This window comes from Providencia sp. PROV080 (assembly GCF_033688105.1).
Taxonomy (GTDB): Bacteria; Pseudomonadota; Gammaproteobacteria; order Enterobacterales; family Enterobacteriaceae; genus Providencia; species Providencia zhejiangensis.
Genome location: NZ_CP096346.1, coordinates 956,947 through 971,428 on the forward strand (window position 1 = coordinate 956,947; position 14,482 = coordinate 971,428).

11 protein-coding genes and 2 pseudogenes are annotated in these 14,482 nt (G+C 35.7%); 11 read left to right on the plus strand and 2 right to left on the minus strand.

Translation table 11 applies throughout. The features are described from left to right. The first annotated feature begins 18 nt into the window (after positions 1-18). The 5 genes and pseudogenes from M1F03_RS04115 to M1F03_RS04135 all read left to right on the plus strand — a co-directional run. The gene (locus M1F03_RS04115) at positions 19-333 is read left to right on the plus strand and encodes a helix-turn-helix domain-containing protein (RefSeq protein WP_154635646.1); all 315 of its coding nucleotides are present in this window, start codon (positions 19-21) and stop codon (positions 331-333) included. Positions 334-1,446: 1,113 nt separating this feature from the next. Further along, positions 1,447-1,767 carry a helix-turn-helix domain-containing protein gene (locus M1F03_RS04120; protein ID WP_154635647.1) on the plus strand — a complete coding sequence of 107 codons (321 nt, stop codon included), beginning with the start codon at positions 1,447-1,449 and terminating at the stop codon, positions 1,765-1,767. A 217-nt stretch (positions 1,768-1,984) separates the two neighbouring features. Further along, positions 1,985-2,608, plus strand: coding sequence for a common pilus major fimbrillin subunit EcpA (gene ecpA / locus M1F03_RS04125; protein ID WP_154623300.1), 624 nt, complete (start codon positions 1,985-1,987; stop codon positions 2,606-2,608). Between the two features lie 93 nt (positions 2,609-2,701). Continuing rightward, complete coding sequence (locus M1F03_RS04130) at positions 2,702-3,388, plus strand: hypothetical protein (RefSeq protein ID WP_154623299.1); 687 nt, start codon at positions 2,702-2,704, stop codon at positions 3,386-3,388. Positions 3,389-3,407: 19 nt separating this feature from the next. Further along, a pseudogene (locus M1F03_RS04135) lies at positions 3,408-4,514 on the plus strand (TcfC E-set like domain-containing protein); the annotation flags it as partial. Between the two features lie 40 nt (positions 4,515-4,554). Here the strand turns inward: M1F03_RS04135 and M1F03_RS04140 are convergent. Further along, a protein-coding gene (locus M1F03_RS04140) for an IS3 family transposase (protein WP_374195714.1) occupies positions 4,555-5,639 on the minus strand; the annotation gives its coding sequence in 2 pieces (ribosomal slippage) (positions 4,555-5,378 and positions 5,378-5,639; 1,086 coding nt in all). A gap of 104 nt (positions 5,640-5,743) precedes the next feature. On the opposite strand from M1F03_RS04140, the pseudogene M1F03_RS04145 reads away from it, so the two are divergent. From M1F03_RS04145 to M1F03_RS04155, 3 genes and pseudogenes are all read left to right on the plus strand, one after another. Next, positions 5,744-7,102: pseudogene (locus M1F03_RS04145) on the plus strand (CS1-pili formation C-terminal domain-containing protein); the annotation flags it as partial. Between the two features lie 12 nt (positions 7,103-7,114). Next, positions 7,115-8,722 carry a fimbrial protein gene (locus M1F03_RS04150; protein WP_230085829.1) on the plus strand — a complete coding sequence of 536 codons (1,608 nt, stop codon included), beginning with the start codon at positions 7,115-7,117 and terminating at the stop codon, positions 8,720-8,722. Positions 8,723-8,794: 72 nt separating this feature from the next. Further along, positions 8,795-9,481: a fimbrial protein gene (locus M1F03_RS04155; RefSeq protein WP_195848161.1), complete on the plus strand. Its 687-nt coding sequence runs from the start codon at positions 8,795-8,797 to the stop codon at positions 9,479-9,481. Between the two features lie 113 nt (positions 9,482-9,594). Here M1F03_RS04155 and ugpQ read toward each other — a convergent pair whose 3' ends face one another. Continuing rightward, positions 9,595-10,335 carry a glycerophosphodiester phosphodiesterase gene (ugpQ, locus tag M1F03_RS04160; protein WP_154623297.1) on the minus strand — a complete coding sequence of 247 codons (741 nt, stop codon included), beginning with the start codon at positions 10,333-10,335 and terminating at the stop codon, positions 9,595-9,597. A 275-nt stretch (positions 10,336-10,610) separates the two neighbouring features. Here ugpQ and M1F03_RS04165 point away from each other — a divergent pair, with 275 nt between their 5' ends. From M1F03_RS04165 to M1F03_RS04175, 3 genes are all read left to right on the plus strand, one after another. Continuing rightward, complete coding sequence (locus M1F03_RS04165) at positions 10,611-11,330, plus strand: 4'-phosphopantetheinyl transferase family protein (RefSeq protein ID WP_318840085.1); 720 nt, start codon at positions 10,611-10,613, stop codon at positions 11,328-11,330. Positions 11,331-11,781: 451 nt separating this feature from the next. Then, a protein-coding gene (locus M1F03_RS04170) for an IS3 family transposase (RefSeq protein WP_130574490.1) occupies positions 11,782-12,944 on the plus strand; the annotation gives its coding sequence in 2 pieces (ribosomal slippage) (positions 11,782-12,046 and positions 12,046-12,944; 1,164 coding nt in all). Positions 12,945-12,973: 29 nt separating this feature from the next. Continuing rightward, positions 12,974-14,476 (plus strand): TonB-dependent receptor, encoded by a 1,503-nt coding sequence (locus M1F03_RS04175; protein WP_318840086.1) that lies wholly within the window; start codon positions 12,974-12,976, stop codon positions 14,474-14,476. The last annotated feature ends 6 nt before the right edge of the window (positions 14,477-14,482 follow it).

The window sequence follows — 14,482 nt, forward strand, 5'->3', positions numbered from 1 at the left end:
AATATAAAGGATATATCAATGGATAATAGAGAACTAAATAGTATTGTTTCGTTATATTTTAAAAATTTGAGGAAAAAAAATGGAATGACTGGCTACCAATTAGCGAAAAAGCTTGGTTTGAGCCAGCAGCAACTTTCTCGTTATGAAACGGGTAAAGTGAATTATAATATCACGTTGATTAATCAATTAATGATAGAGTTAAACGGTGATTGGGCTGATTTTATAGCTAAAACTGTTAACGTTAACAATCAGATTGTGACTGAAAAAACGATAGAAGAGAATAATATATATCTGAAGGTTCTTAATAAAACACCGAAATACTATTGGTCATAACGTTATATCATTAACTAATTTTATCTTTGCTTGTCTTCTTAAATGGGTAATACTTTGAATGCAGTTTTCAGTACCGCATTATGGCGATAATTTATCGGATTCTATCGGGCATTAATTTTAATCTAGAGTGCATAATCACATGGATTAAAATACGTTATTTACGTGAGATGTATAAATACTGTTGAATTTCACATTACCCAACAGCTCATTCATTACAACAAAGTAAGAGTGGTTTCTTATTCGTTACATAATGGATGAGCTGAAATTTTTTATAGAACAGTTAATCTAATCTCATTTCTCTTTGATGCACATCAAGCTAAACCTTTCTTATAAAAAGCAAACATAAAGTAATCTTAACTAATCAAAAGAAATGATAAGCACATAGCTCAAATGTAACGGCTATAAACTAATTTTGATTTATGCCGCCATTGTATTATTAAAAGGAAGCGAGTATTTCGCCATTCAAACATTTTTATCTTATCTTTCTTTTGCACACGTCACGCTTTTCAAACCTTATTTATAAAAATTAAGCCAATCAGTCTCTGTTCTTCCTGAGTGCTCATCTGCTCTATTGGACTTTCCGTGCTCTATCTTTTTAGTAAGCAAGTATTAGCCATGAATTATGGCTAATATATTGTTGTAGGGGATCGAGGGAAAACTTAACGCGCTTTCCGTTGTACATAGGTTATGGTCAGAAAAATCCTAAAAAAATGTTTGAATATGAGTAATAACACCTATAAAGAGTACTTTTACTGAGCAAATAGATAATTACTAGGTTTATTTTTGAACAAACTAATCATTATCGGAGTAATTTTTCTGTTTGAATATTGTTGTTTATGTCTAAATGTAAATATAAAACCTTATTTTTAAAAAGGTTATACATATATCTTCTTGTTAATGTTGATTTTTTTGCTTTTTTGTCTTCTGTCTTTGTTAAGAATACTTATTTTAATAGCTTTCCACTTTCTATTTATGGGTTTTGATTATCGAAATCGATTATACAAATTTACATGTTAGTTTTACTATCTCCCCACAATAAATTTTGAGCGTGAATTTGATTTATCCATTAAAGTATTTCAAAAATCATATTTATTCTTATATAGGGTAAGGTTTATGGATTATCTGGCAGATGAAATAAATAAAAAAATCGGGGCGTATATAAGAAGAATAAGGAAAGAAAAAAACTATTCGGGTTACCAGCTAGCTACAATGTTAAATGTTAGTCAACAGCAAGTTTCTCGTTATGAAACCGGCCAGACAAAACTTACTTTTGAAATGGTAGATGGCATACTGCTGGCATTAAATAAAACATGGAAAGATTTGTTTAATGCAGTAATGGATGAGCATGATAACGAAAGAATTAAAGATGCGATAAAAAAAGATAGGGTTTACTATCATATCTTAAATAATGTCTCCAATAAAATTTGGAACTGATTATAACTATTAGGTTTTTCATATCATATATTTTTTAATAATGACCTTAGGGTAGATGCTTATTTTTATATCCTATGTGTTTTGATCCATTAATCGTTTAGTAAATAGAATGATTATCATGGTTTTTTATTGTATTTAATAAAGAATCCTGATGACAGTATTCTTTATGCTATGCAATTAATTTTTTTGTGTAATAGATAAAAATAGAGAGAATAATATGTTTAATAAAAAAGTGACGTCAATCGTGCTTTCATCATTAATTGCAGCTTCTTTTGCCACAGTGGCGAATGCTGAGACTCGTACTGCTCAAGCAACTGCAACTTGGCAAGCAACAGCGATTAAAGATACAACGAGCATGTTAGTTGTAACTCCATTAAAAAGCCTAACCTTTAATTATGCTGAAGGTCAAAAAAGCTTTAACCAACAAAATGGTGCGTTCGACATTGCTATTCAAGGGCAAGCAGGCGCAACAGATTTTAAATTAGCATCAAAGATTGTTGCTAATACATTAGCAAGAACGACGGATGATTCTAAACTCACTGTTGGTGTTAAATGGAATGGTGAAGACCTCAGTAAAACAACAGACACAGTATTGATTGATACTTCAAAAAATCTGACATCTGGATTAGATAACTTAGCTGCTGATGGTATTTTCAATGGCTCTGAGCGTGCAACTGACCGTGGTGAATTTACATTCGTTATCGCGGGTGCTGAATCAGAAGGTGCAGCAGCTGACTTTAATTCACTCACTGATGGTACTTGGGATGGCGATGTAAAAGTTCAATTTACTGCTACGTGGGATGGTGATTTTTCTCCTGTTGAGCCGGCTCCAGAAGCATAATTGTTGATTCGCTTAGTCTATTAATTAACTGACACGATAAAGATAATATAAGGATATAGTATCTTTATCGTCTTTCTTTTTAAATTATTTATTATGATAAAGAAAACAACTGTAGCCGCAATATTATTATCATTATTACCATTGAAAAATAGTTTGGCTGTTAATGTCGGTAATATTACTGAAATTATTGACTCAAGCCAAGATACATTAGCCAAAGAAGTCGAAAATACAGTTAATACAGCAAGATTAGTGAATTTAACTATCGAAAAAATAGATTCGCCTTTAGATAATGGAAAAGTAGTATCAGTAACTGATCCTAATGAAATATTATCAACACCTGCTAATTTAATTTTGCCAGGAAATGCTAAAGATGTATTTAAAATTATTTATCAAGGGCCAAAAGACGATAAAGAACGTTATTATCGCTTAAATTGGAAAGACGATCCTATTGGAGAAAGCACGGCAACAAAAAGCGCGAAATCTGCATCGGCGACGACTTCAGCAACAATTAGTACCATACTTGTCGTATCGCCTAGAATAGAAAAATTCAATTATAAATATGCAAACTCACAGATTTCTAATACAGGAAATAGTACGTTTCGAGTTGTTGCATCTGGTCCTTGTTTAGCATCAAAACAAAAAAGTGGTGTAGATGGGATATGTCGAGAGCGTTATTACTTGATGCCTAATTTAGCGGTGAAATTACAATTTGTCGATCTCACAAATAAGAAATCTAGTGTAGGTATTTGGCACAAAGGAGAGTTCATTGTTGTCAAATAATGAATAATAGGCTTTAATCATGCGTAAGAGTGTTCTTGCTATATCAATAATGAGTATTATTTTTTCCAATTCTATTAATGCTAATGACATAAAAAGCATTAAAATTGGCGGGTATATTATTCCTCCTGCATTTGTTATGGCCTTAGAGGAAGGCATGTCTGTGCCAGTATTCTTACGATTAAACGATGCGGCTAGTAGCAATCAAAGCGAAGATAAAATTGCCGATGCAGTTATTGTTATTGAACATGATAAAATAAAATTAGCAAGTATTCATCTTATTGATTCAACACAAGGACCACAATTAAATAGCTTACTTATCGAAACATTAGAAAAGAAGAATAATGTGTTTTTTGACGAAAACAGTGATATTTCTATTGATAGTAATGCGACTTTGAAATTGAATATATCTTCATTTAACTTATCTCTAGATGTAGATAAAGCAGCATTCTCCCCTAAAGAACGCGTTAGACGATTTTCACTTGGTGATTCGTCAGTAAATAGGTTTTCAGCCGTTGCCAATTATGATTTGGGGGTTTTCCAAAGCCATGTAAAGAACGCAAAAAACTCATCCAGTAGCTATTTCAATTTAGATACGTTATTTGCCGCTGCCGAGCATCATATAAATATTAATGCTTCAGCTTATAGTATTGGCAAATCAAATTCTAACGTTGAGCTTTATCGGGCTATGTATGAGCGTGATTTTAATGGTCTTCGCTTTGCATTAGGTCTGATGAGTACATGGAATTTACAGTCTATTGCCAGTTTAACAACGCTAAGTAGTAGTAAAATTTATGCGGCATCAATTGGTAATCACTCATCAAGTGTTGTGGCAAATAAACAGCAATCGCTAACACCGATATATGCGTTTTTAAATAGTCCTGGTGAGGTTCGAATTTATCGGCAGGGCAAGTTATTAAATATCCAAAATTTCCCGATGGGTAACTATGAGGTTGATACGAGTGTATTACCTTATGGTATTTATGATGTCACCATTGAAACGGTTGTAGATGGCAAAGTGGTAACGACACAGAACCAAACGATTAATAAGTCATTCGGAGCGATAGGACGAAATTTCGATAAAACAAACTGGGAATTATACGGCGGCTATGTTGATTTTGATAAAAAATTGTAATCCCCCCACTTTTCACAGTAACTATTTATAGAGTTTAAGCTACCTGTAATCGCTGTCTCGGGGGTATTCCTCCAATCGCCGTATTCGGCCGCTCATTGTTATAAGTCCAAAGCCACTGTGTGGCAAGTTCTTGAGCGTGCTCAACGCTCTCAAATATATTTAAATCAAGCCATTCATGACGAGCTGTTCGGTTAAAGCGTTCAATGTAAGCATTTTGTGTAGGCTTGCCAGGCTGAATATAAAGTAAGGTAATTTGCTGCCGTGTTGCCCAGTTTATTAGCTCTCCTGAAATATATTCTGGTCCGTTGTCGCATCGTATCGCTTTGGGTTTACCGCGCCACTCGATGACTTGTTCTAACGACCGAATAACTCGTGCGCTAGGCAACGATAAATCAACATCAATCGCTAAGCATTCACGATTAAAATCATCAATGACATTAAAGGTTCGAATGCTGCGGCCACTGGCTAAGCTGTCTGACATAAAATCCATAGACCATACTTGGTTAATGGCTACAGGCACACTGAGGGCATCAGGCTTATCGCGTTTTAAGCGTTTGCGAGGCCTAATTCTAAGATTAAGCTCCAACTCACAATAAATTCGATAAACGCGCTTGTGGTTCCATGCGAAGCCCTTTACGTTGCGTAAATACAAGAAACATAGACCAAACCCCCAACGTTTTTTGTTTTCGGTTAGGCGTATTAGCCAGTCAGCAATCTGATCGTTTTCAGCATTAAGTTTACTTTGATAGTAAAAGCAGCTTTCGCTCACATTCATGCACAAGCAAGCAAAGCGAATGCTTATGTCATACTTAATTGCGGCAGCCTTAGCCATCTCCTTACGATGAGATGGCTTTATAACTTTCCCTCAAGCGCCTCCAAACGAATCTCAGCTTTGAGACGTTCTTCCGCATACATTTTTTTGAGCCGACGGTTTTCGTCTTCGAGTTCTTTCATTCGCTTCATCAACGAAGCATCCATACCGCCGAATTTAGCTCGCCACTTATAAAATGTTGCAGAGCTAACACCATGTTCTCGGCAGAGTTCTGGAACGGGCATACCACTTTCATTTTGTTTAATGATTGCCAATATCTGGCTATCAGTGAATTTTGATTTACGCATAGAAAACTCCTTGAGTTTATTTTAATAGAATTTTCTATAAATAACTGCTGCGATTTTTCGGGGGGATTACAAAATATTATGTCAGAAATGAAAATTCCCATAGCCAATCACCAGAAAAGAGTTATTTATTAGGTATCTCTATTGCTAGAAGTTTTCCGGTACTGTCCGGTTTAAGCTTAACGATGTCTAATTATGGTTTTGACAAATTTTTTGTTAATGAAACCAGTATCAATGTGGCTTTAAATGAGTACATCTCTCTTTCATGGCAAGGCATGATGGAAAATCATGGTAGCCATAGAAATATTGGAACTGTTTCTCTGACGATACCTGAAGGATACGGTTCTCTGTGGGCATCAAGAGAAAAAACAGTTATTAAAGGCGATTTACCCCTTTATGACGCGGATAGCTATTCCTATGGTGGTACTTTCAATTTTGACAAAATTATTGATCGAGCAGGGACTTTTACTATCAGTAATACCAAAGACCGTCGTGTAGGCAGCGATTCAATTAACTATGAATATGGCAATACATTATTTTCTGGTCGTTATGGTACGGTTGGATTAAGAGCTGGCGTTCAACGTTATCATTATGATAACCAAAGCAGTACAAACGAAAAATACATTAATCTCGATTTCTCATTGCCCCTATCGACTTGGTTAAGCACGGGGGTTTCATCGACCAATGGTAATATCAAAGCTAATATTTATGCGAATAAGAACTTTGAAGATTCACCAATTACAAATGCAGGGCTTTCTGTTTCGAAGTTAGTCCGTGACAAGAATAATGGCGAGTCTGATTTTTCTACATTAGCTTATGCTTCTTACGATATGAAATATAACTCAGGAACGATCACAGTTAATCGTCCTGATGGTGATAGGCTAAATGGTAATTTAACGTCTAGAGGTTCTATTGCTTATAGTGATGGCACGATCATGCCTAGTGGTCAACAAGGTAAATCAGGGATCATTATAAATTCAGCGATCACGGGTAATGGCAGCATGGTTGCAAAAGTTAACGGTCAAAATTATCCAATTAGTGGGAAAAATACGTTTATTCCGCTCTCGCCATATTCAGATTATGAGATTCAATTAATGAATGATGGGAAATCTAAAGATAGTTTTGACATTATTTCAGGAAGAAATAAGTCTGTGACATTATATCCGGGTAACGTCGCTTTCTATCAACCCGAAGTTAGGCAACTCGTCACCGTCTTTGGTCGACTCAAATCACCTGACGGTGAATTTATTAAATATGCTTCAATTCGTAATCATATTGGTAGAACAAGAACCGATAAGAACGGTGAATTTTCAATGGATGTCGATGTTCGTTATCCTGTCATTTCTCTCTTACAAGATGATGAAAAAACAATTTGTGAGGCAGATTTAAATTTAGAAGGTGCACGCGGTGCTTTGTGGGTTGGTGATGTCACCTGCGAACCTCAATCATCTCTTGCAAAAAGATAGTGAGAATTTTAAATGAATAAAAATATACTTTTTATATTTTTCATTTGCTCCATATTAAATGGTTTAACAAGTGTGACTGCTATTGGGGCGAATGTGTCTAATAGCTATGTTTTTATAGAAAACAACGTTGACAATGAATTTTTTATTACCCCAAGAACAACAGACCCGCGTTTCTCGGGATCGAATAAATATACTCGATATTCTGGTGATTCACAGCGAAGTTTAGGGTATATGGGATATGTGAATACTGGAATTGTCGCGAATCGTAATATTGATATTTGGTTAGAAAACTCGCAAATAGATAGACCTTTTACGGGAAACCGATGTATGCGGGGTTATTGCAATGATAATAGCGGGTATTGGCCAGCTCAGTATCTTGGTAAAGATGGCGCGTATAAAATCGTACAGAGTAATACGAATGGCCAGTCCAATTATGCTCGAGGCATATTCAGTGATTCTGCATATCAATATTTTCTCACATTACCTGTTGGTTCAGCAGAGACATACAGTTATCGAGCTTGTATGACCACGACAGATTACGATCCAAGTAAGGGGGAGTCTTGTCGAAGTGTTGGGGGGAACATTATTGCTTCTCATGAATTTAATATTACGAAATCAGGTCATATCAAATTAACGTCAACGGGGGCGTTACAAGAAATTTTTATTGATAGTAATGGTAACCCAAGCATTGGTCTTGGTTCTCAATTTTGCCGTATAGGTATTATTGGTAATCAAAATGGGATTATCTGCCAAGTTATAGATCATGAAACAAAAGGCGATATATTTAATAATATTCGTCTGAGTTTAAAAATAAATTCAACACTAATACCGTTTACACCAGCCGCAAACAGTATTCTGATAGGCCCTGATGATGGGACAAATCGATGGTATAATTATAATACAACATATCAAGCAAACTATTATTTTCAAAATAGTAATAAGCATGTATCTATTTTTTTATCGAACACTTTTTTGAAATTACTAATATCTAGAGGTATTGATTTTACTAATAGCCAAGAGTTTTTTACCTTTTCATTTACAAATACTGCGGTACCTGAATCAGGCTATTATGAATTTACACCTTCCAATATGCTAATTATTAAACCTAGAGATTATGGAATTAGCATTATACCAACAGATTTTAACCCGAAGCAGTCTAAAACAGGAAAGGTTGGAAATGATGAACCTCCTATTGAATTTAATTACATTGTGACGACAAGTGGCCCAAGACAGGCGGATTCAATTACAGCAAAAGTCGATGGTCCAACGATAACCTTAAAAGGACGGACATATTGCCTTTTCTCTTCGGATGATGACAAATTCAAAGTGCCTTTTTCTGCTTATTTATCATTTAAAAATGAAAATGGCTCACAGTCTTCTTATCGAGCAAATTGCGATAGTAATGAAATATCACTGAAAAATGCATTTTGGGAAGAAACGCCATGGGATAAACCTAATCAAGATTTAGGCTCTTTTTATAGAACTCACTTAGATCTATCGTTTCCCATGAATGATTCCAACTCATTTTTTACATTAGATGGTATTGATTGGCTCGGAACAGTGTCTGCTAGCGGAACGGTAGTCGTGAAAGCCATTTGGACAGGTCCAGATATTCAATAGTACTGTTCGAGAATCGTGTTATCTCTTATGTTTGAATAAATACACTGACTTTAATTTAGTGTGGTCAATGATATGCTTAAAAACAATGGTCATTCTTTACTGGGCAGCCTATTTTTTATGGCGTTACTCTTATTCTATAAGCAGGCTTATGGGCTATACATTGATGCTGATATTTCCTCTATAGAATCAGGTGAGACGTTTTTGTCGAAGTCATATGTTAATGATACAAAAACAACTAACTTATACAGCTTTAGTGCATATAAGATTGATAAACCAGGGAACGATGAAGTTGGAGAAGAAATCAGTAATGGAGAGATTATTTTTACACCCTTAAAGAAAATTTTACTACCGGGAGAACGGGAGTTTTTTAAAATATTTTATCGTGGAAAAGAAGATGACCAAGAACGTTATTACAAAATTATTATCAGTGAAACGCCATTTGAAGTAAAAAATTCTGGGGCACAAAAAAAGCAGCCATTATTCTATCCAACGATAAGCTTAGAAACCTATCTAGTAGTAAGGCCTAAAAATCCTAATTTCAAATATGACTTTAGGCAAAATGAAGGTGTGTTAAAAAATACGGGTAATACCTATTTTAGAGTCATTTTACATGATAATTGTGAATCTAATGAAGATGATATTCCTTATGTACTCTACTTGTTACCCCAACAGGCGTATCGGGACGCAAGATTAAAAAAGAAAAGCCATAAATACATTGTTGCTTTTGATAAATATTATCCAATAGGCAATTGTGATTAATATTAAACTCACCCAAACATTGCAATTTATGGGAAAGTTAGTTTGGAGATCGCCATATATTAAAACAAATAATACATGGCGTTCATACTCACTCACTTTCATTTGTTCGATAACTAGGCGCCAAAATTGGGAGTAATGATATCAATCGCGTCTGTACAGATAGCATCGACACCCCATGCTAAAAGCTGAGAGGCACGAACAGGAGAGTTAACCGTATATACTAAAATATATAATCCAAAGTCTTTTAGTTGCTTAATGCGTTTTTCATCGAGTAATTCGTGATTTAAATGGATTGATAGACAATCAAGGTGTGTTATTAGCGCTTGCCAATCTTCTCGCCATTCATCTAATAACAATCCTCTTGGTAGTTCAGGTGCTGCTTGCTGAGCGGCTTCTAATGCTTCAATGGAAAAAGAGGAAAGTAAAGGCGCTGTTTGTTTTTGCCATAATTGACGTGCGGCTAGTGCAACAACTCTTCCTGTTTCTGATTCTAAATTTTCGGTTGGTTTTATTTCGATATTTGCCATCATTCCATATTGCTGGCAACGTGCTGCAACCTGAGAGAGTAATGGTAATGGCTCACCTGCAAATATTTGACCAAACCAACTTCCTGCATCAATTTTTGACAGTTGTTCCCAATCTAATTCACCCGCGATACCTTGGCCATTGCTTGTACGTTCAAGCGTATCATCATGGAGTAAAAATATTTGTTTGTCTTGAGATAGTTTTGCATCAAATTCAATCATTGTATGACCGAAACTAGCACCAACATCAATAGCTGCAAGGGTATTCTCTGGTGCTAGCATACCACCACCACGGTGAGCGACAATTTTAGGATAGGGCCAAGATTTCATATATTTTGTCCATCGGCTATTAAAGGTGAAAAAGAGAATTGCTTTTCAGGTAAGTATAATCATAACGTTTAGTTTATTAACTAACGAACAATCTTTTAGACTCGATATATGATATTCATGAAAAGCACAGATGAATAGTGCATCTTTTTGCGAGTGTATTCAAAGGCGAATGAGTATATTTTGGTTAAAAATAGCTAAAAATAAGGTCGTTGCCATCATCCGCGTGTCGCGTTATTTTAAGTGCTCATTTATATTTGTCTAAGTTGGAAAATTAGATGCATTTACTATCAAGTCACTTCAAGTATTCATTATTGCCCTCTGATTTCCTTTTGCCAAATGAGCATGTGTACTGTAGGCAGATAAGTTTCGAGATAACCGACATTGATGAAACAGATTTTACTTTTCATCAAGTCGCATTTCCATTAGCCTTCAATAATATGGTTCCTAAACGCAGGTGTGAGTATTTAGCAGGGCGGATCTGTGCAAAAATGGCATTAAAGCAGTATAAAACGGAAGAGCATTACGAAATTATCAGCAATCCTGATAGAAGTCCTTGTTGGCCAAATGGGATCATTGGTTCAATTACCCATACAGAATCGATAGCAGCTGCCTGTATAGCGAGTGAGTCTACACATACCAATATTGGTATTGATTGTGAGAAAGTTATAAGTTCTGATTTATGTAAAGAAATTGAGCATCAAGTTTTGGTCGCTCATGAATTCGATATCTATAGAAAAATAAAATTTTCAAAGGAATTATTTGTTACATTAATTTTTTCTGCAAAAGAGTCAATATTTAAATCTCTTTATAAAGACGTTAGGGAGGTTTTTGATTTTAATACAGCAATGTTGATTGAATTGACCCATGATAATTTGAAATTTGTTTTAACAAAAAAGCTTGCTAAGAGATGGAATGTGGGAGATAAAATAAATATTCAATATAGAGTTATCGATAATCATGTTTTTACATCGAATAATATCAAAATGGTAGAGTAGCTAGAGTAATAAAAAGATAAATGAAAGAGATAATTCGAGCCTATGATAACCTAATAGCTGTAATTAATAAGGTTTATTATTTTTGTTGATAAACTGTTTCTTTAACGAAAATTTTCCTGCCTAAGAATAGATAAACATTTAAAATTAACGCTTAAGAAATCCCACACAAACATAAAGTATATTTTATGTTCTTATCTACACCACTTTTATTTTATCAGATCTAGATCTGATTTTTTTCACTCTAAGATAATTCCTAAACAAATCCTCGTCAAACCTTCAATCTAAATTAAAATTATAAATCAACAAGTTGTAATGATGATGCTTAAAGATAATACGCACTTATTGCTAATTTGACATAAGTTTACAAGCATGCTAAAAGAAATGTGTTCTGGTCTAATTCAAATAGACACTTCAATTTGAGACACTAGAAGTTGTCTGACTTGGAGTGATTATGAATCAGAAACGTAAATATAATAGCTACACCAAAGAATTCAAACAAGAAGCTGTTGCCTTGGTGACGGAGCAAGGTTACAGCGTGGTTGAAGCGGCTCAGGCCGTAGGTGTTAATCCCAACCAAATTTATGCTTGGAAAAAGCATTTTGAAGACCAAGCCAGCGGTGTTGCTCTATCTGATGATGAGCGTGCTGAGCTACGCAAACTACGCGCTGAAAACAAGCGTTTGCGCATGGAGAAAGAAATATTAAAAAAGGCTTCGGCCTTCTTCGCCAAGGAAATGAAATAAACTTTAAGTTTATTCACCAAGCACGGCAAGAAGGCTACCCAGTAGGCTTAAGTTGTAAGACGCTTGGGCTTAGTCGTTCAGGCTACTATGCATGGGATAAACGCCCAGCACAGCTCATTACTGAGGATACACTGATGTTGTATCGCACAGCTAAGCAACTTTTTAAAGACAGCCGTGAAAGCTTGGGTAGCCGTGAATTAATGAAAAAACTGAATCAGCATGGCTTCGCTATTGGTCGTTATAAAACGCGTTCCATCATGCAAAGGCTTAACCTTGTCGTTAGGCAGCGCGTAGCTTACAAGGTAACAACACAGCGCGATAAACGTCATTTGGCTGCGCCGAATTTAGTCAGTATGGACTTTAACCCAGAACGGCCCAACCAAGTATGGGCGGGTGATATTACCTACTTAAAAACGGCACAGGGCTGGATGTATTTAAGCGTGGTCATGGATCTTTATTCGCGGCGTATTGTTGGCTGGTCGATCAGTAAACGCATGACGACAGACTTAGTTTTAAAGTCATTGCAACAAGCTTATTGGCTAAGAAAGCACCCTAAGGGAGTTATCTTCCATAGCGACCGCGGTTCGCAATACACCAGTAAAAAGCTAAGGAAAGCCTTAGTCAGAATGGGTATAAAGCAATCAATGGGCGACACAGGCGCTTGCTGGGATAATGCAGTAGTTGAACGCTTCTTTGGAAGCTTAAAGCATGACTGGATATTAAAAGTCCATCACGCAACTTACGAAGAAATGGTTGCGGATGTTACGGCTTACATGAAGTATTATAACGTAAAAAGGCTTCATACAGCTAACGGGGATGTGAGCCCTGTTGAGTATGAAAATTATCAATTAAAAGTGTCCACTTGGACTTGACCAGTACAGCTATTGCAGGTGCAATAGTGATGCAAAGTAAAGATCCGATAAATGAATATGAAAGTGCGGTAAAAGTAGATTATGGAAATCAGCATCGTCGACAATATGCTGCCATGGTCTCTGGGCCTGTTGTTGATGAAGAGTTATTATTCCGTCTAAGTGTTGATAGGCAAGAGAGAAAATCATATGAAAAATTGGCTGATTACTATCCTGCTGGTGATTCGAGTAAATTCGAAGCGACAACGACTCGAGCTAAATTGGTATGGTTACCTTCAGCATTACCTGATTTCTACACTTCTTACACTTTTTCCCATATTGACTCTCGGGCACCGCAAGGCGAATTTAAATCTAATACGGTAGCGGATACATACCGTGCTGTATTCCAAATTAGATCGGCTACAAACATTTGGGATATGGGATACCAAATAAACGATAACTGGAAATTTGAAAATAAAGCAATTTATACAAATTATATTCAGGACCGTTATTCACTACCCACAGGGGGACCTGCAAGGGTTGAAGGCCATGAAACACAAATTGAGCCGATATTAAAATTTGATAATGGAAGCTATAGAGGGCTGCTTGGGCTATTTTATTTTAATGCGCCTCAGGATGAGCGAGTATTACTCGTGGTTCCAAATTCATATAAAGATAAGACGACGACAAAGGCAGTTTATGGTGAGCTAACATTTGAGCCAGTACAAAATATTGAAGTAAACATATCTACACGTTATGAGCAAGAAGAACACTCACGAACTGGGGGAAGTCTTTTTGCCGTGAACTACAAAGATAAAGAAAATATCTTCTTACCAAAATTTGATGTTGCATATTTAATCAGTAATGATCAACGTGTCGGGGCTAAGGTTGCAAGGGGATATAATCCTGGGGGAGCCGGCATTTCATTTCAACCTCCATTTGCAACATATGAATATGATGCTGAATATGTATGGAACTACGAGCTCTACCATAGATGGATCTCTGACGATAAGCGCCTTAGTGTCAATACCAATATATTCTATAATGATTATAAAGACTTACAAGTGCCATACTATAATATTTCAGGCAATACGGTCGTTGATAATGCGAATAAAGCGATAACATATGGAGCAGAACTAAATGTTAATTGGTTAGCTACCGATGAACTAAATTTATACGCAGGTCTTGGGTTACTCAAAACTAAGATCAAAGAATATAAAGAAAATGAAAGTTATGAAAATAATAAATTAAGTCGCTCACCAAGTTATACATTAAATGTAGGGGGGAGTTATGAACTACCAAGGGGATTTGAGGTGGGGGCTAACGTAAATTACACAGGCGATTATTATTCCTCTGTATCAAATAGTAAAGAGTCAAAAATTAATGCCTATTCACAAGCTAATGTATATTTAGCTTATAATTTTAAATATGGAAGAGTAGCACTTTACGCTGATAATACTTTTGATTCAGATAAAAAAGTGAAAGTTATTACAGGTGGATATACAACATATCAACAGCCGCGAGTCGTAGGTATTACGGCTGAACTAAAATTCTAACTCATT

Coding starts and splice junctions, on each gene's coding strand:
- M1F03_RS04115 (WP_154635646.1), top strand. CDS start 19: ATGGATAATAGAGAACTAAATAGTATTGTTTCGTTATATTTTAAAAAT.
- M1F03_RS04120 (WP_154635647.1), top strand. CDS start 1,447: ATGGATTATCTGGCAGATGAAATAAATAAAAAAATCGGGGCGTATATA.
- ecpA (WP_154623300.1), top strand. CDS start 1,985: ATGTTTAATAAAAAAGTGACGTCAATCGTGCTTTCATCATTAATTGCA.
- M1F03_RS04130 (WP_154623299.1), top strand. CDS start 2,702: ATGATAAAGAAAACAACTGTAGCCGCAATATTATTATCATTATTACCA.
- M1F03_RS04150 (WP_230085829.1), top strand. CDS start 7,115: ATGAATAAAAATATACTTTTTATATTTTTCATTTGCTCCATATTAAAT.
- M1F03_RS04155 (WP_195848161.1), top strand. CDS start 8,795: ATGCTTAAAAACAATGGTCATTCTTTACTGGGCAGCCTATTTTTTATG.
- ugpQ (WP_154623297.1), bottom strand. CDS start 10,335: ATGAAATCTTGGCCCTATCCTAAAATTGTCGCTCACCGTGGTGGTGGT.
- M1F03_RS04165 (WP_318840085.1), top strand. CDS start 10,611: ATGCATTTACTATCAAGTCACTTCAAGTATTCATTATTGCCCTCTGAT.
- M1F03_RS04175 (WP_318840086.1), top strand. CDS start 12,974: ATGCAAAGTAAAGATCCGATAAATGAATATGAAAGTGCGGTAAAAGTA.